Source organism: Mastigocoleus sp. MO_188.B34, assembly GCF_030065675.1.
GTDB lineage: Bacteria > Cyanobacteriota > Cyanobacteriia > Cyanobacteriales > Nostocaceae > Mastigocoleus.
Map to the genome: position 1 here is coordinate 1 of NZ_JASJDK010000019.1, position 17,823 is coordinate 17,823.

Annotated in this window: 12 protein-coding genes and 1 pseudogene; 9 read left to right on the plus strand and 4 right to left on the minus strand. The window is 36.9% G+C overall.

The genetic code is table 11. The features are described 5' to 3' along the window. Positions 1–287 precede the first annotated feature (287 nt). Positions 288–518: pseudogene (locus QNJ50_RS07200) on the plus strand (formate dehydrogenase); the annotation flags it as partial. Between the two features lie 25 nt (positions 519–543). Then, a complete protein-coding gene (locus tag QNJ50_RS07205) occupies positions 544–888 on the plus strand; it encodes a hypothetical protein (RefSeq protein WP_300633617.1) in 345 nt (114 codons plus the stop codon). A gap of 136 nt (positions 889–1,024) precedes the next feature. On the opposite strand, the gene thrS is transcribed toward QNJ50_RS07205, so the two are convergent. After that, positions 1,025–2,881, minus strand: coding sequence for a threonine--tRNA ligase (gene thrS, locus QNJ50_RS07210; protein WP_300633619.1), 1,857 nt, complete (start codon positions 2,879–2,881; stop codon positions 1,025–1,027). A gap of 1,096 nt (positions 2,882–3,977) precedes the next feature. Here thrS and QNJ50_RS07215 point away from each other — a divergent pair. Together QNJ50_RS07215 and QNJ50_RS07220 are read left to right on the plus strand one after the other, a co-directional pair. Further along, positions 3,978–4,301, plus strand: a complete 324-nt coding sequence (locus QNJ50_RS07215) for a DUF2605 domain-containing protein (RefSeq protein ID WP_027845347.1) — start codon at positions 3,978–3,980, stop codon at positions 4,299–4,301. 217 nt (positions 4,302–4,518) lie between these two features. Beyond that, on the plus strand, positions 4,519–4,839 hold the full coding sequence (locus tag QNJ50_RS07220; RefSeq protein WP_300633622.1) for a DUF2973 domain-containing protein: 321 nt from the start codon (positions 4,519–4,521) through the stop codon (positions 4,837–4,839). A gap of 309 nt (positions 4,840–5,148) precedes the next feature. Here the strand turns inward: QNJ50_RS07220 and QNJ50_RS07225 are convergent, their stop codons facing one another. Further along, positions 5,149–7,443 carry an amylo-alpha-1,6-glucosidase gene (locus tag QNJ50_RS07225; RefSeq protein ID WP_300633624.1) on the minus strand — a complete coding sequence of 765 codons (2,295 nt, stop codon included), beginning with the start codon at positions 7,441–7,443 and terminating at the stop codon, positions 5,149–5,151. 2,014 nt (positions 7,444–9,457) lie between these two features. On the opposite strand from QNJ50_RS07225, the gene QNJ50_RS07230 reads away from it, so the two are divergent. The 5 genes from QNJ50_RS07230 (at position 9,458) to QNJ50_RS07250 (ending at position 14,378) form a co-directional block, all read left to right on the plus strand. Continuing rightward, complete coding sequence (locus QNJ50_RS07230) at positions 9,458–11,473, plus strand: DICT sensory domain-containing protein (RefSeq protein WP_300633626.1); 2,016 nt, start codon at positions 9,458–9,460, stop codon at positions 11,471–11,473. Positions 11,474–11,630: 157 nt separating this feature from the next. Continuing rightward, complete coding sequence (locus tag QNJ50_RS07235) at positions 11,631–12,053, plus strand: photosystem I reaction center subunit II PsaD (RefSeq protein ID WP_300633628.1); 423 nt, start codon at positions 11,631–11,633, stop codon at positions 12,051–12,053. Positions 12,054–12,221: 168 nt separating this feature from the next. After that, on the plus strand, positions 12,222–13,781 hold the full coding sequence (gene trpE / locus QNJ50_RS07240) for an anthranilate synthase component I (protein WP_300633630.1): 1,560 nt from the start codon (positions 12,222–12,224) through the stop codon (positions 13,779–13,781). 195 nt (positions 13,782–13,976) lie between these two features. Continuing rightward, positions 13,977–14,108: a hypothetical protein gene (locus QNJ50_RS07245; RefSeq protein ID WP_300633631.1), complete on the plus strand. Its 132-nt coding sequence runs from the start codon at positions 13,977–13,979 to the stop codon at positions 14,106–14,108. A gap of 102 nt (positions 14,109–14,210) precedes the next feature. Continuing rightward, positions 14,211–14,378 carry an NblA/ycf18 family protein gene (locus QNJ50_RS07250; protein WP_300633632.1) on the plus strand — a complete coding sequence of 56 codons (168 nt, stop codon included), beginning with the start codon at positions 14,211–14,213 and terminating at the stop codon, positions 14,376–14,378. Positions 14,379–14,580: 202 nt separating this feature from the next. On the opposite strand, the gene QNJ50_RS07255 is transcribed toward QNJ50_RS07250, so the two are convergent. Next, the gene (locus tag QNJ50_RS07255) at positions 14,581–16,860 is read right to left on the minus strand and encodes a Piwi domain-containing protein (RefSeq protein ID WP_300633634.1); all 2,280 of its coding nucleotides are present in this window, start codon (positions 16,858–16,860) and stop codon (positions 14,581–14,583) included. Further along, entirely contained in the window at positions 16,857–17,711 is an 855-nt protein-coding gene (locus QNJ50_RS07260; RefSeq protein WP_300633636.1) for a PD-(D/E)XK nuclease family protein, read from the minus strand. The genes QNJ50_RS07255 and QNJ50_RS07260 overlap by 4 nt, the downstream gene beginning before the upstream one ends. Positions 17,712–17,823: the final 112 nt, after the last annotated feature.

Sequence of the window (17,823 nt, forward strand, 5' to 3'; positions counted from 1 at the left end):
ATGTAATATTAAGACAATACACGTAGCAAAAAATGTGACGCCAACAATTAAAAGAATCTTTTTATTTAAAGACATATTTAAAGCCTTTTAGTTAATATTTAGTTATACCAATTCTTTGTGAGCCTGCATAAAATGCTCAAAGCCAAAATTATTGTTTTGCAACAGTTTTAGGTGTCGCGATTCTATGCATCTTCATATGAAATTGGTATTATCCCTCTTTCAAGAAACTGAACTTCCAGAAGACTTCTCAACAAGCTTGAAGCCTAAATTATGGGCTTTTTTCTGTATCTTATAAGGATTGGATTAGAACAGATTTACTGGTTTTTATCGGTTCCAATGTTGCAAATAATCAACCGGTAACAGTTAAATATCTCCATTGGGCAAAGAAAGCTGGAACTAAGATAGTTGTAATTAATACTTACCGCTAACCAGGAATGGAGCGTTATTGGGTTCCTTCAATTCCTGAAAGTGCGCTGTTTGGGACGAAGTTTGCTGAAGATTTTTTCCTGGTTAATTTATATCTTTGTCTCAATACATATAATTTTGCATCTAGATAAAACTCTAGATATTCAAGCTCGTCCCTCAGGGAAATATACTTTAATTGCAAATAGCGATATTAGTAAAGTTGAGCATATCACCCTTGTTAGATGTCCCAATCTACATCAAAGTAATCATTATGAAATTATGGCTGGTTTACGTTTAGCCAAACAATATCCAAATATAAAAATTAATGCTGTTGGAGATGAAAGCAAAATTTCCGTTCATAAAGTGGGTGTAGATCGCGAAGTAGACTTGCAAGATCCAACATCCAAAAAGAATTTAATCGTGCGGGGAAATACGATCGCCGATAATGGCAAAAATATATGTTCTTTTACGATCGACCTGTAAAAAAACAAATATTAATCAAAAATAATTTATACAATTATTTCCAAGTAGTAGGGGCGCACTGAAGTGCGCCCTAATAACCATTTACTTACACAAATACTGTATTTATAAAAGTCACTTAAGCAACACCAAAAGCGACTTAAAAATCAGTGTAGTTATTAATGGCATTTTTCATCTTATCCAAAACTTCTGCAACGGGTATGCTTCCCAATTCACCAGAAGCACGGGTACGGATACTCAAAGAATTTGACTCTACTTCTTTAGCTCCCACTACCGCCATGACGGGAATTTTTTCTTTCTCGGCATTACGAATAATCTTACCGAGTCTGTCGCCACTTTTATCGACTTCAGCCCGAATTCCTAAAGCTTGCATTTTTGCTACTACTTCATTAGCAAAATCTACCTGGGTTTCCGTAACTGGTAACAATCTGGCTTGAACTGGCGCTAACCATAAAGGAAAATCTCCCGCATATTCCTCAATCAAAATCCCAATCAGACGCTCCAAGGAACCAAAAGGTGCGCGGTGAATCATGATGGGATGCTGACGAGAACCATCTTCGGCGACATATTCCAAATTAAATCTTTCTTTTGATGGCAAATTATAATCTACCTGTACGGTTCCTAATTGCCATTCTCTTTCCAAAGCATCTTTAACAATAAAATCTAACTTGGGTCCGTAGAATGCTGCTTCTCCAATTCCTTCGAAGTGCTCCATACCCAAGGTTTCTACAGCACGACGGATCGCATTCTCTGCTTTTTCCCAGACTTCATCAGAACCAATATACTTATTTTTGTTCTCAGGGTCGCGGAAACTGAGCCTAGCTTTGAAATTTTTGTCTAGTTTCAACTTCTTAATAACGGATAAAATCAAATCTACTACGTTGAGAAATTCGCTATCAAGCTGTTCTGGAGTGACAAATATATGTGCATCATCTTGGGTAAATCCACGTACCCGAGTTAAACCACCTAATTCTCCTGACTGTTCGTAACGATAAACAGTACCAAATTCCGCCATCCGCATTGGTAATTCTTTATAGGAGCGCAGCTGGCTTTGATAAATTTGGACGTGGAAAGGACAATTCATAGCTTTAAGAACAAAACCCTGTTCTTGTTTTGCTGCTTCTTCATCCTCTGCCATCATTGGGAACAAGTCTTCTTTATATTTCTGCCAATGTCCAGATTTTTTAAATAAATCTACTCGACCAACATGGGGCGTTACAACCTGTTGGTAACCACGTTTGATTTGCTCTCCTTTAAGAAAATCTTCCAGAATTGTCCGCAATAAAGTTCCTTTGGGAGTCCATAAAGGTAAACCTGGTCCAACAATATCAGTAAATACAAATAATCCTAGTTCCTTACCGAGTTTACGATGGTCGCGACGTAAGGCTTCTTCTTTACGACGTTTGTACTCGGTTAATTGCTCGGGAGTTTCCCAAGCAGTACCATAAATACGTTGCAACTGAGCTTTATTTTCATCACCGCGCCAGTAAGCACCTGCTACACTTTCTAAAGCGATCGCTTTGGGGGTTAAATCGCTAGTATTTTCCAAGTGAGGTCCAGCACATAAATCCCACCATTCTTCTCCTAGGTGGTAAATGGTGATTGGTTCCTCTTTAATATCATCGAGAATTTCTAATTTATAAGGCTCTTTAATTTCTTGAATCCGGCGTTTTGCTTCTTCCCGGGTAACCTCTTCTCGAACGACGGGTAATTTACGTTTAATAATTTTCACCATCTCTTTATAGATGGCTTTTAAATCCTTATCGGTAAATGGCTCTGGATTTTCAAAATCATAGTAAAAACCATTTTCAATCCAGGGACCAATTGTAACTTGCGCCTTAGGAAACAGCTTTTGTACAGCCATCGCCATCACGTGAGATGTAGTGTGACGAATCTTTTTCAGATTTTCCGATTCGCTAGTACGGGGTAAATAGATTTTTTTTGGTTCTTCGGACTGATTTTCTTCAGATTTCGGCGATATCGGCTGTTTAAGCATTGGCGAAGTAACTACCTATTATTAAGTGATTTCAACTGCATATATATTAACTAGACTTACATTAACTCACACCATATAAATACAAAGCAAAGTTAAGTCTGACAAGTAATAAGTTATTTTCAAAGTAAATTATGAGAAATTTCTGACTGTTGAAAGAGTCTCAGACATCTAACAATACTAGATCTATCTGTACTACAGTTCCAAAATTTAGATTGAAATTAGAAACCAAAATAGAAAGCTAAAAAATAGTTCTACTGTTAACTTTATAGAAGACTATAAATTACTCAGACTTTTTTTGAAATTTTATTTCAGTTTTAGTTCTTCGCTTGATTCAGACGATAAATTGAGATTTAGTCCAAATATTCCGCCATATCAAAAATTCTCATTAATTTCTGCACAACTTGTTCTAAGGTTAGTCTAGAGCTTTCGGAAATTACATTGATTGCTTAATTAATGGATATAAATTAATGGGTATAAATTCTACTACAATTTTTTCAGCAAAAATCTCTTTACTAGAGTTTATCAGTTGGCGGTAATCATTAACTTTTTCTCAAAGCTCACCTTTTAAAGTCTCACCTTAAGACTAATAAATCATATTGTAGCTAGCAAAAGTGTCAGATAGTCCATTGCCCTTTACCATTTTTTCAGATTTATTCTGAATAGACTCTTTTCACACCCAGAACAATTGTTAAAAAATGTTAAGAAAATAAAACATTATGAATAGAAAATCTCAATGCTAGTCATTGCGGATCTGCTTAAGCGATCCAAAACTCTAAGGATATTAGAGTTTAAAACTCAGTTTGTAACGAAAATGAGAGCAGTAAGTAATTCCAACAGTGAAGAGATTTTTGATTCTATGTCAAGCTCGTAACATATTTATAGGTACGGGTTGGGTCTCAAAACTCAAGATTTCTCTTACTTCTTCACACTCCTTCCTTTAGGTATATACATAAAAAAATCATAATTTAATATAATAATTGTGTAGTATTATTAACATTTTTTTAAGCTACATAGTTTAGAGAAAACATTTACTAAACATTAAGAATAGTAAAGAACGTTAATATTAGTAAGAAACTTGGAATAATCCTTCTCATTTATGCGAGACTCGAAATTACCGGACTCAGAGTTACTTAAAACGGTATTGCAGCCGTTGTTAGAAGATTTTCAATATTGGTTTGCACGCTCGCGTGAATTTCTTGAAAAGGAAAAACTTGAGTTCATGAGTGGTGAGGAACAATCTGCCTTACTCGCCCGAGTTAAGCAGGCTCAAGAAGAAGTAAACACAGCAAAAATGCTGTTTAGTGCAACTGAAGGACAAGTCGGAATAGATATGGATACTTTGATACCTTGGCACCATGTGGTAACAGAATGTTGGAAAGTCGCTATGCGGTTTCGTTCTCAACAAGCTAAGGGGCATTAATGACGACACGACAGTTTGTCAAATGATAAAACACTTTAAACGTTGAACTTCAAAGTAGCTTTAGCAAATGTCTGGAGATATTTTGAGGTGACCCGACTGTAGAGTTTTTTAATACTTAAAAACTTACGTATCGTATACTACTTATCCCTAATTGTGTGGATAAGCGAAATCATAAAATATTCAATTTTGAAACTTGCTTCTCTTGGAGGAACACCCTATGCTACACCTGCTTTACATTCTTGTTTTTACAATCCTTGCTTTAATAGCAGTTGCTAATTTAATCCGCAATCTAGTAATGTTCAGTTTCGATTCTGAGCAAAATTACCCTGGGAAAACTTCTTCTGTAGCAAAGAATGGTAATTTACCCTACATGGCAACAAATAAACAGCATCCAGAATTACTGGACGAAGCGGGTAATTTGATTAAAGAGCCACTATTAGTAATGCGTTCGATTAATGTTGAAGATGCACGCCAAAAACTTGATGCACTTTATGAAGCTTCTCCTGGAAAGAAAAGAGATAATAGAGAAGAAATTTAAAGTTAAATATTTGGCTTAGTAATTATACCTAAAACTAATCGCATTCAAGATTATCTTTGTTAAATGCTAGGTACTAAGGACTAAATAATATTCATTTAATTTAAGTTAGGAGCAAGGTTTTCCCATCTGTGACTCCTAACTTTTAGTTTTTGATTTATGCAGGTAGCAAAGAGTAGGGAACAGGGAACAAAAAATGTTCTAGTCCAATAAGGTAGCGCTATGATTGCTAAATTTTCAGATTTTCAGATTTGATAAACATTTACACACCAATCTTTAAGAAAGGTGTGTTTTTATTTTGAAATTGTTGGATCATGCTTCAATAACAACGCGCAAGTTACCCCGCTTTTTGGCTACGCGACAAGCTGTAGTATTTCCAGAACGCTCGAATTCCAAATCGAGGATTGTCCCACCAACTTTTAAGTTTTGCAAGGACAACCTATTAATTGATTCTGGTAAAGTGGGGTCAATAATCCGCAAGCAATTGTTAGGTGCATCGGGAACCAAATTAACAATCATGTGTAATAGTTGGAAAATACTTCCAGTCGCCCAAGCTTGAGGGGTACAAGCAACAGGATATTGTACGGGAGCATTTTCGCCATTGCGTTCGTAACCACAGAATAATTCTGGAGGACGTTGATAAGCTTGTTGAGAAGTCATATCAAACAAACCTTCAAAAATTTCTAAAGCTTGATCGACAAGACCTAGTGATCGCAGTCCCATAGCAATTAAAGCATTATCATGGGGCCAAACAGAACCAACATGATAACCCATAGGATTATATGCGGGGGACAAACTACTTAAAGTTCGAATTCCCCAACCGTTAAACATATCTGGTGCGCGCAATCTTTCCGCAACACTGTAAGCTTTTTCGGGGGAAAATAAACCCAAATGCAAACAATGACCGGGATTAGAAGTAATACTATCAACCTGTTTACCTTCACCGTCCAAAGCTAAAGCACAAAAATCTTGGTCTTCAATCCAAAAGTCTTTATTAAAATTCTGCTTGAGTTTTCTGGCTTCTTCTTGCCAGCAATCTGCTAGATCTAAGCGCTTTTTCATTTTGGCTATTTCAGCCAATCGAAGTTTTGCAGCGTAAACGTAAGCTTGAACTTCACAAAGAGTAATCGATCCGTTGGCTAATTCTCCTTTGCGGTCAACAACACAATCCCCGGAATCCTTCCAACCCTGATTAACCAAGCCGCCTTTTGATTTGCGGAAATAGCTGAGATAACCAGTAATTTTCATATTACGGTCGATCCAATCCATTGCAGCCAAAGCATTTGGCCATAACTGCTCTAAGGTTTCCCCATCATGGGTCCAAGCATAATACTCACAATAGAGCATGATCCACAATGGTGTAGCATCAACAGTTCCATAATAAGGAGTGTGGGGAATTTCTTGAGTCCGAGCTAGTTCGCCCCAACGCAATTCATGTAAAATTTTACCCGGTTCTTCTTCGCGCCATTCATCATCAACTTTACCTTGATACTGGGCTAATAGTTTTAGAGTTTCTTTAGCAATTTGGGGATTGAGCATCAAGGTTTGGGAAGCTGTAATTAAAGAATCTCGACCAAACAAAGCTGAGAACCAAGGTACCCCTGCCGAAACAGTTTTATACTTGCCAAAAGATTGGCGCAATAAATACATATCCTGCTCGGCTCTTTCAATTACGCGATCAAAGGTTCCTTTATCCGAGCGAATTTTAGTAATATGTTGTCCCCAATGTTGCTCCTCCATTAATTCAGCAGATCTTGCTTGAACTAAAGTTACAGGAGAGCTAACAATGGAACTAGATTTATTATTAGTTAATAAATTTATTCGATAACCTAACTTTTGGGTCTCGTGGGAAGCCAACTCGAACTGCCATACAGCAGTATAACCTTTAAAATAATCGGGCTGTCGATGTTGAAAATGAATGCGCGATTCCATTATCAACCCATCAAGACCTTGATAGGCCATAGTTAAAGTTTTATCTTCTTCAGCTTCAGATGATTTCTGATTTTGGGAAGCGCTGCTACCATCCCCGTTAGTAGTATTTTCTTCTGGCGGATTTTCTACCAAACGTAACAGTCTACCCCTTTGGTTTCGACCATAACCGCGCACTTCAAATAAATCGGCAAAATCTGACTCAAAACTTATACTTAATTCAAAACTCGCGCTGGAGGTACTGTAGTTGGATATTTCTAATTCTTCAAATAGTGCCCCATTCAGTACTATTTCACGTCGAATTCCTACTGTATCAGGCTTTAATCCTTCATTTATTTTTGGATTGGTACATAAGACAGATAGGGAAAACCCTTTATCTGCAGTAGAACTTAACAGTACTGGCGATCGCCCTTCAATCTGTAGTTCTAAACGATTAATAAAACGGGTATCGGAACAAAATAATCCCATACTAGGATTATTATCACCTAAAGAACATCCAGTAATATTACCTAAAGTATCTGTTACTAAAAATAAATCATCATCTTTAACTGTCAGTGTTGGCTGAGGTCTTTCACTTACAACACAAGGCCATTCTGGGATGGGCATTTGCTCTGCATAAATGAAAGCTTTTCCGTCTAAAATGATGTTTTCTGATGTCATAAATGTATCTAAACTCATTCGCTTATTTACGTGTATGTTCTAGGATTTCTTAGACTCTTTCAGCCCAACAGGAAAAATGTGCTGTTTACAGCTGCTTGAACTATTTGAACAAAAACAAGCAATAAAACAACGGTTCTCAATTTAAATAATCAAATCTTTATCTGTCTAACCGCTGTCTAAAAGTATCAATAAAAACATTCTATATGTAAGTGTAAATTGTTTTTTCATTGGCACAGAATAAAATACTCAAACTATTTACGTGGAAAAATAACATGGAAAAATGCTTGAATTCATATCAAGCCATATTTTGAGAACACCAAAAATAAAAATAAAAAATAAAAATACTTATAACTTTAGCCAATAGTCAGAAGTTGTAGAGTCGGAAAGTAAAACTAAACAATTAGTTTACGAGGTTACCAGCTGATCGTAAACACAGAAAAAGTTTTGGGCATATTTTGAGTTAGATTTGCTAACAGGCGCTCTTCAAATCATTAGTTAAATTTATTGTATTACTGATTAATTATAAGATTTTTTGTGTCAAACAACTTTATGGGCGGCATAAGTAATCTTGGCAAGGGTAGGGAAAAGATTTGTAGAATAGGGTATTTGGAATGCTTCCTCGCCCTACCAGGATTTACCCCATCCAATTCGTTTTAAAGTTATTTAACAGCTTATTAAGCATACCAACAAAAATTACCTCCACAGAATAAATATGTTTTTTATTTTACCTGTATTAATTAATTTTAATTACGCTGCAATAAGTTATACGAAGTTTGAAATATATTTAAGCTTTCTAAAATAGTTAATTTATTTCGGCGAATTTATACTATTTTTAAAATAAAAAGTCAATTATTTCCATCAAAATCAAGTTAAATAACAATTTTCAACATGAGTATTAATACTCTAGGCAATGAATAATTAGTATCGCTGTTTATAAATAAAAATGTTGATTTTTTAATTTATCTTAGTAACTTAAAATTTAGATATCAACCATCAAAGTATTTTTTTTGGAAAACTATATAAATAATTTAATAAAAATCTATTTTTTGCGTCATAAAAATCGTAAATATTATTAGAATTTCTCTATATTTTTTATATTTTGCTGGTAAGCCTTGAAAAAATCGCATTTTGAGATGTTTCTTATGACTTAAAATTTATAATAAATAAGCGATATCTATCTCTATTTAAAACCTGTAATTAAATTTTATGGAGAGATAAATTATTGTTTCTATCTTAGAGATTGTTAAATCATTAAGTAAGATAAAACGCGAAATCAAAACTTCCAGTGATAAAGTGTAATTTATATAACAAAGCAATAATATTGTACTTAAGGTTAAATAGTTGTGAGCTTTATCAAAACCACATAATTTATGTAGGAAATAGCGTAAATTACAAATCTTATGAGTAAGTGCTAGCAGATTTTAGTGTTGCTCAAGATGTATATTGAGCTAGTAGTTTATGATTTAAGACATTACGGTGTCAGCACAATGAGAAAATGTAATTTGAGTATGGATGAGCATGGTGCGAGTAACAAGTTGAGACTCGTACATGTTTATTTCCGTGAGATAAATAAAGGAGAAAACACCTGCAGTATTGATATCTGATAATTTTCAGCAAATAGCGACAAGCTTTGCAATACTGTATTGCCTGAACGCTCTTTTCCTTAAAGAGGATGGCAATAAAAATGATGAATTATCCTAACAGGTATTGTACAGACAATAAATGCTTGCGAGAGTAAGTGTTGTTGTTACGGGCGGTTTTTGGAGCGATATACATTTGATTTGCGTATTCAGAAGGAAAGCTCAGCATCCCCTATATATTGTTATTCGATTGAATTTTATTTGATCGAGGTATGCAAATTAAAGTCCTTTTGGCTTACTTTTTGATTAATGAATCGAGCCAATCTCTCAAATTAGCTTTACTTTGCTGTTCTTTACATGTAATAGCTATGGTAGTTAACTTGGGAAACCGTTGTAATTTGTACAATGCATCTGAGTTGATGTTGTCCAGATTGTGGCTCTAAACAACATTCATGAGCATTTCGACTTCAGTGCTAAGTGATTTGCTACAGGCGCTACCCCACCTCCGACCGCAGCTTTACTTTAAGGCTTCACTGACAGCACTTTCCCACGCAATGGAAGATCAAGTTTTGGCTGCTACTTTGGAGCAGCCATTGGTGATTGCGAATTTTCAAAGAGAAAGATTTTACCGCCAAGAAGCACATCGATACCAGCGTCTAGCACAAATCAGCAATCAAATCTATGTGTTATCTGCACCAGAGACAGATTTTGCCAATAGTTCGGAGTATTATGAAAAAATTGCTTTCGAGCCAGATGATCCTTTAAGTCAGGAATGGCATTTAGTTGTAATTGCTCAGAACTATGCTACTTGTCTAGTTTGTCGTGAAAGTGTTGGTTCATTAGCAAAGCATAAGCAAATACGGGAAGTCGCCAGTAGTCTTGATATGGACGCAGCCCGAAGGTTTGAAGGAATTTGGACTGCGGAAAGGGGAGTAAGTCTCAAAGCAGCAGAATTCCTGCTCCAAAGAATTTTGACTTACCGACCTGAATTAACAGATAAAGTCGAGCAAGCAAAGCAAAGGTTGGGGATTGGGACAACAGAAGGTCAAGAGTTATCAACACCAGAGCAAAATAATGAATACGCTTGTGACATTGATACTAATCCTTTTGTTCAACGCTTAGTAACCTATCTACAAGCTAGCCAATATAAATTACACAAAGCTTATCGTTCTATTTCTGCCCAAGCTCGCAAAGAACGATTGGTAAATTCCATTAGTACTGCAATTCGTCGCTCTTTGGATCCGCAGGAAGTTTTAAAAGTCGCAGCACAAGAATTAGGGCAAAATATGGCAGCTTCTCGTTGTTTAATTTATCGTGCCCAAGCGACTGACAGTAAGGCGACAATCGAACATGAATTCTTAAATAATGGTTTAGTATCTGTTTTGGGGAAAAAATGGCCCCTAGCCAATAATCCTTTGTTTCAGTCTGTTGTCCAAGATGGAGAAGGGATTTGCGTCACAGATGTAATTCACGAACCACGGGTTACCGGTTCTAGAGAACTTTGGCGCTTGGTGGAAAAATTTGCAATTCGTTCTTGGTTGATAGAACCTGTATTATTTCAAGGAAGATTGTTGGGGATTGTAGAACTGCACTACTGTACTGAAGTTCCCCACGAATGGCAGACAGGAGAAGTAGATATGGTCAAAGCGATCGCTACTCATCTCGGTTCGGCTTTAATTCAAGCTGAAGCCTATGCCAATTTAGAAGATCTTAACCAGCAATTAGAAGCGCTCGATCGCACCCGTAGCAACTTAATTGCGATTACTGGTCATGAATTGCGTACGCCCCTTTCCACAATTCAAGTATGTTTGGAAAGTCTTTCCACCGAACCTGATATGCCCCCAGAACTCAGGCAGGTGATGTTAAACACAGCACTTTCTGACTCTGAAAGAATGCGCAAGCTAGTGCAAGATTTCCTCACCCTTTCGAATTTGGAAAGTGGACGGGTAGAATGGCATCCCGAATCTTTAACATTAAAGGAATGTATTGACCTGTCCCTGAGTAGGGTTAATACCCGTGTTGTTCAAGAACAATTACCAGAAATCACAACTGATGTTGCCAAAAAGTTACCTTTAGTCAAAGCAGATGGTGATTGGTTAGTTGAGGTACTAGCAAAATTAATAGATAATGCCTGCAAATTTACGCCATCAGGGGGGCAAATTAAGATTTCTGCCCACTTGAACAAGCAACACATGGTAGAGGTTACCGTTGCCGATACTGGTAGGGGTATTGAACCAAATCGCCTAGAGGTGGTTTTTGACCGCTTCTACCAGGAAGAAGGAGCTTTGAGGCGAACTGCAGGCGGAACTGGACTTGGTTTAGCCATTTGTCGCCAAATTGTTATTGGCTGGGGTGGAGAAATTTGGGCAAAGTCATCAGGTAAAGACCAAGGAAGTGAGTTTCACTTCACCATACCTGTATTTGAGGGGAGTCAGGGACAAAAACGCTCCAAGGTTAATAGTAATTAGCTATATGCCGTAGGCATCTGCTTTGCAATCGGGAAATTGAATTATAAACATTGGAAAAAAAAAATAAATGACTAAAAACTGTTAAAGTTCCTTACATAATCGCAATATTTGCCCAACGGGAGTGCTAGGATGCCGTAAAAACCTTGAGAGAAACTTTATGGCAGACACACTTACTGGAAAAACCCCAATATTTGGTGGTAACACGGGTGGCTTGTTGCAAAAAGCACAAGAAGAAGAGAAGTACGCCATTACTTGGACTAGCCCTAAAGAGCAAGTTTTTGAATTGCCCACAGGTGGCGCGGCTGTTATGAATGAAGGCGAAAACCTTCTTTATTTACCTCGCAAAGAACATTGCATCGCCTTGGGTGTAAGAAAACTCAGACCCTTAAAAATTACTGACTACAAAATTTACCGAATTTATCCCAACGGAGAAACTCAGTACCTGCACCCTGCTGATGGTGTCTTCCCTGAAAAAGTGAATGAAGGTCGCCAAAAGGTACGTCATGTTCCTCGTAACATCGGTGCTAATCCCAGCCCCGCAACAATTAAATTTAGTGGCAAAGCAACCCACGATGTTTAGTTAAGATTGGGGAGATTTTAAAGTAAACTCCCGATCTAAACTATCTTCAAACCTGACTAGCTAAGAATTACCAAGGATGAAGTAATAAATTCACCTGTTTATTACTTTTCTCCTTGGTAGTTTGCAATAATTGCTAGATATGAATATTTAATGCTTATGGCTTAGTAAATGATTGCTCCAAACTTTTCCCTGTTTTCCGAACTCGCTGAGCAAGGTAATTTTGTACCTGTTTATCAGGAATGGGTCGCCGATTTAGATACTCCTGTATCAGCATGGTACAAAGTGTGTGCAGACCAACCATATAGTTTTTTACTTGAGTCAGTGGAGGGTGGAGAGCAATTAGGACGTTATAGTTTTGTTGGTTGCGATCCCTTGTGGGTTTTAGAAGCCAGAAACGATGCATCTTCACAGGATAGTCTGGAGAATTACCATACCACCCAAACCCACCGTGATGGTTCGCAAGTCGTTTTCAAGGGCGATCCATTTACAGCTTTGGCTGAATGTCTCGAAGTATACAGACCAGTAAAAATACCTCAGCTACCTCCAGGAATCGGCGGTCTATTTGGTTTTTGGGGTTATGAATTAATTCGTTGGATAGAACCGCGCGTACCAGTTCATTTACAAAATGAAAGAAATCTTCCCGATGGTTTATGGATGCAAGTAGACCATTTATTGATATTTGACCAGGTCAAACGCAAAATTTGGGCTATTGCTTATGCCGATTTACGTCACCCACACACGGATCTAAAGCAAGCATACGAATCTGCTTGTATTCGGGTAAATCAAATGGTGAGCAAATTATCTTTACCTTTGAAACCGGAAAAAACTATCGTAGAGTGGGTACCTCCGGGAAGTAGTACTACGGGGGAACGAAGTAGACTAAATGTGCAGGATTATAAAAGTAACTTTACTAAACCACAATTCTGTGCCAGTGTCAATAAGGCTAAGGAGTATATCAAGGCTGGGGATATCTTTCAGGTAGTAATTTCCCAGCGTCTCTCTACAGAATATACCGGACACCCTTTTGCACTTTACCGTTCTCTGCGCCAAGTAAATCCTTCTCCTTATATGGCTTACTTTAACTTCAATGGTTGGCAAATCATTGGTTCTAGCCCGGAAGTGATGGTAAAAGCAGATCGCGATCCAGAAGAAGGTATCGTAACGACAGTGCGTCCTATTGCTGGGACTCGTCCCCGTGGTACAACAGCAAAGGAAGATGCTGCTTTTGCGAAAGATTTGCTACAAGACCCCAAGGAAATAGCCGAGCATGTGATGTTGGTGGATTTAGGACGTAATGACTTGGGGCGTGTTTGTGAAAGTGGTACTGTCAAGGTTGATGAGTTAATGACAATTGAGCGTTACTCTCACGTCATGCATATTGTCAGTAATGTTATTGGTAAGTTATCGCCGAGTAAAACTGCGTGGGATTTATTAAAAGCCTGTTTTCCTGCTGGTACTGTGAGTGGTGCACCGAAAATTCGGGCGATGGAAATTATTCATGAATTAGAACCTTGTAGACGCGGGGTTTATTCTGGCGTTTACGGACATTACGATTTTGAAGGACAATTAAATAGCGCGATCGCGATCAGAACAATGGTGGTACAAAATAATACTGTTAGTGTTCAAGCTGGTGCGGGTTTGGTTGCAGACTCGGATCCGGAGAAGGAGTACGAAGAGACTTTGAATAAGGCGCGGGGTTTGTTAGAAGCTATACGTTGTTTGCAGTGAATCTAATTTAGCGGTAAAAACCCATCGAAAAACTGCATAAAATGAAAAAATCACCCTATTAAATTAGTAGAAGTCTTAAGACTTTTAATTTGATTAAAAATCTCAGAAAATACCCAATTTACGAGAGTTAGAGAAAATCATTTATGGTGTATTTTCTGGAGATGCAAATGAGTTTGTAAGGCAGGAGAAAGTAAGATGTTAAATCGTAACCATCATAAACATTTAGATTTTGTCAAAATTGTTTATTCCAAGCAACTTATTAACGGTAAATTAGAACTAATTCCTTTAGAACTTTATGCAGATGGAACCCTGAAACGCAGCAGATGAATGACAGTAGATTGTTTCAAACGAAAAACCCGGGTTATAAAGATAAATTAAGGTTAATTTTTTCATAATGTTTATTTGTTGAAAATATATGAGGAGAGAATTATGTTGAAACCTAAAAAACTATCTTTGGAGCAAGAATTCAATATACGTGCATTTGCGACTAAAGTACAACAGATGAACCTCGAACAAGCTCAAGATTTTTTAGTCAAACTCTATCAACATATGATTGCACAGGAACAGATTTATAAAGAGTTGATTGGGCAAAAATAGAATTTACAGTCAATCTAGTACGCCAGAATAAATATCTTTATAATGTGTAAAATATATAATGTCCTGTTATTTACTAAGTTTCAACCAAGCAAATACTTGCGTCACAGTTAAATTTAAGCTCAAAATCTCTAGAACAGGTAATTTATCTTCACCAGTCAAGTATTAATTTTAATTTAGCGCTTAGATGGGTACTCAATTACAATTACAACCAAAACTGGCGATCGCCATCTAATGCACCAGGATAAATACCTTGTAACCTTCTATAAGCCATACGGTCAGAACCGAAAAGTGGAATGGGTAAACGCGGTTCCCTAAGAGAGCCATGATGAAGTAAGGTGAGTTTGAGTGTCGTTTTAACTAAATCTTCAATTGATACTTGATGCCCTGCTTCGTGAATTTTCAAACGTAAGGGGAGTGGTAAACCCATATTCTCAGATTTTAATTGTGTCGTTACTAAAATCACTTCACGAGCAGATAAGCGCAGTGCTAAACCTTTTGTAGGTGCTTTAATAACTTGTTGCTGCCAGTTATAAAGTCGAGGTATTCCAGACTTATAACATTCGACTAAGATAAACTCAGAACCAATTGCTTTACCCCACTCTTGTAAGTGTAAAGCTTCATTACCACAAAAGCGTCCATCTCGGTAAATTAACACCTTTTTCCCTTTAAGTTTGGCTCTAGGAAGAAAATTCTCTAAGACTCTTGGCGGAATTTCTTCGCCTTCAATCAAAGCGTCTTCTAATTTATAGCCGTTAAACTCACCTTGTTTGCCGTAAAGTCGTAAACTAGCACAAGCATTCAAAGTTCCAGCAAGTTTCTTTTTAGAACCTCTAGAGATATCTAAACCAATGAAATAATCAGCAATTTTTAGTGGTTCAGCTAATACAAAAGGTAAGTTACCTAATTTCGCTAATATTCCGGGAATGACTTGATTGAGAAGATAGGTCGGTTGAACAGTTTTCAGGGTGTTTTCATAAATAATTTGGCTAGCAATTCCTCTTCGCAGTAAACGCGAATAAATTAAAGAATATAGACTACCACCTTGAGTATCATCGATACTGCGATCCTCTTTTGGCAAAAAGACCAGAACCATATCAGGATCTTTTTCCATCAAATCATCGATATTTTCCTCGACTTTTGCTCTAGCTTCAATACTAGTTAAGTTTTCTAAAGATACTGACTTAATGTTTTCTTTTGGAATAAGACTTGTAAAACCATATCGTTTTAAACGTTGTTCAACTTCCTTTAAAAAAGAAAAAGCAACCTGAAAATCACCAACCTTCAAAGCAGCTATCCTAATTTTATCTGATGGGTGAATATAATCTTTATGACGTCGGTAAACACCACCTTTGGAAAGACCCGTGAGTATTCTACTTTGAACCTCAGCGACATTTTTCCCAAATAGCAGCTTGGTTTCTGAAAGTTTAATTGGTGGTTGCCAAAATAATTGTGGATACTTGCGACTATTTATACTTTGTCCTATTTGAAATCCATAATGAGTTAGAACAGTATTTGCTTCTTTCTTGTGTAGAGCTAAAAGTTCTTTTCTTTCTTTATAAATAACTTTGGTTGCTTTAAGTAATTTACCGTAGTCTACCTCAAATCTAGAAGCCATTTCAGCTGTTACACAAGGACGTAAAGCAGCCATCGCGTAGTGAAATTGTTGCTTGTTTTTACCAAATTTTACAGCAACTACTGGTTGTTCGTCTGGTGCTTCTTCCAATGCTTGTTTGCTAATTGCACCAGTTGCATCTTCTTTTAATTTTTCTCTATGTTCGCCAATGCTACCGACAATTCCAGTTATTGTAGCAAAACTGTTGCGTTCGATATCTCGAACTTTTAAACCAATTAACAACTGTTCAGGATTTTGTCTGTAGGGATGATTTTGATAAAACTCAGCTAAATTACTTTTATAGCTAAAACTACTCTTAATTGTGATTGTTAAAGCGGGTTGCAAGCGGCTTTCTATTTCTATATTTTCAGCCCAAAAATCTGCTTCGCGCTTTACTTCTACCAACTTTTCAGATAAAGCAACGATCGACGAAAAAGGGCGAGTAATTTTTAAGATTCTAACAGCTAACTCAGCAAAAACAAAAGCTGTTAACTGTGGTTGACGTACCCATTGAATTGAATAATCGCAGTCACCAATATCTTTTCTTAGTTCCTCACAAATTTCCGTAAGTGCTTCGCGCCATTCTTCCGGGCTAGGTATTACTTCATTAGGTTTAGCTAAAGCCCAGAAAAATCTATTGTGCCAGATAACAATTAGTTCGGGAAACTTTTGACAAAAACGCCAACTTAAACGATTACCAATTTCTTTACCTACTTCAGGAGAAAGTCGAAAACATACTAAGTTGAGGTTTGAATTAGATTTTGAGTCAGATTTTGAATTATCTTTTAAGAAAACTAGTGGGAGAATCTCACTTAAAAATATTTTATTTACGGCAGATTTTGGAGATGGTTGAGTAATAGCAACAGTCATGCAGCAACCTCAGCAATAGCAAATTCACAGATAGAACTAAAGGGACAAAATCGACAGCTAACACCAGGGTTTGGCGGAAATATATATCTGAAATCAGCAGAGTTTTTTCGATAACGTTGCAAATCCAGTTGATGTTGTTTTGCCAACCTAGACATTATTATTTGGAAAGATTCTACAGTTTCAGGTGTTGCTGTAATTGGTTTTGAGTGCTTGCAAGTTTCTAGGTTATAAAAAGAAGCTACCGTCTTGTATCGTGGGTAAAGATATTTTGCAGCTAACAGATAAATATAAGCTTGTCTGCGATCAAAGTCAGTTTTACCAGTTTTGAAATCTAAAATATGCAGTGTATTATCTTCTTCTATTAAAATACAGTCAATTGCTGCATATAAATTAAATAGATAATCACCCTGTTGAATTAAAATCGGTTTTGGGAAACCCTCATCACCTCGACTTAATTTGATTACCTTCTTACCTGAAAGAATCGGATTTTTCAGATAATTCTTCAGAATTTGAGTTACCCTTTCGCGGACTAAATCTAATTCTCGATCTAATCGCAAAATGATTGCTAACTGATCGATAGCATCTTTATCAGAAAACATTGAAGAGTCTTGATGGAATTCGTAAACTCCTTTTTGTGCTAAGAGCCCTATCCTTTGAGGTATGTTGTCTTGCTTTAAAAGTGCTGCAACTAGAGGTTCTCGTTTTCGCGCCTTAGCAAAACCTCTTTTCATATCGCAATGTAAATGTTCAAGTCCTACTGGGGGAGAGTGCAAAGATAATAGATTGTAGCTAGCGAAGTTCCAAATTTTTTTGGAGCAAACTTTTCTTGGATTAGATACCTGATGATTCATGGGGTAGAAGTTTTTTCTCACATCCAGTATATTGTTTATATTGCCCATGTTGACCAACTTAATCAACACAAAGATTAAACTCGATGTCAACACTAAAGTCAAGGTAAAGTAT

Bases quoted from the DNA above. Each gene is read 5' to 3' on its own strand.
- thrS (WP_300633619.1), bottom strand. From the start codon at position 2,881: ATGCTTAAACAGCCGATATCGCCGAAATCTGAAGAAAATCAGTCCGAA.
- QNJ50_RS07215 (WP_027845347.1), top strand. From the start codon at position 3,978: ATGCGAGACTCGAAATTACCGGACTCAGAGTTACTTAAAACGGTATTG.
- QNJ50_RS07220 (WP_300633622.1), top strand. From the start codon at position 4,519: ATGCTACACCTGCTTTACATTCTTGTTTTTACAATCCTTGCTTTAATA.
- QNJ50_RS07225 (WP_300633624.1), bottom strand. From the start codon at position 7,443: ATGAGTTTAGATACATTTATGACATCAGAAAACATCATTTTAGACGGA.
- QNJ50_RS07230 (WP_300633626.1), top strand. From the start codon at position 9,458: ATGAGCATTTCGACTTCAGTGCTAAGTGATTTGCTACAGGCGCTACCC.
- QNJ50_RS07235 (WP_300633628.1), top strand. From the start codon at position 11,631: ATGGCAGACACACTTACTGGAAAAACCCCAATATTTGGTGGTAACACG.
- trpE (WP_300633630.1), top strand. From the start codon at position 12,222: ATGATTGCTCCAAACTTTTCCCTGTTTTCCGAACTCGCTGAGCAAGGT.
- QNJ50_RS07245 (WP_300633631.1), top strand. From the start codon at position 13,977: ATGTTAAATCGTAACCATCATAAACATTTAGATTTTGTCAAAATTGTT.
- QNJ50_RS07250 (WP_300633632.1), top strand. From the start codon at position 14,211: ATGTTGAAACCTAAAAAACTATCTTTGGAGCAAGAATTCAATATACGT.
- QNJ50_RS07255 (WP_300633634.1), bottom strand. From the start codon at position 16,860: ATGACTGTTGCTATTACTCAACCATCTCCAAAATCTGCCGTAAATAAA.
- QNJ50_RS07260 (WP_300633636.1), bottom strand. From the start codon at position 17,711: ATGAATCATCAGGTATCTAATCCAAGAAAAGTTTGCTCCAAAAAAATT.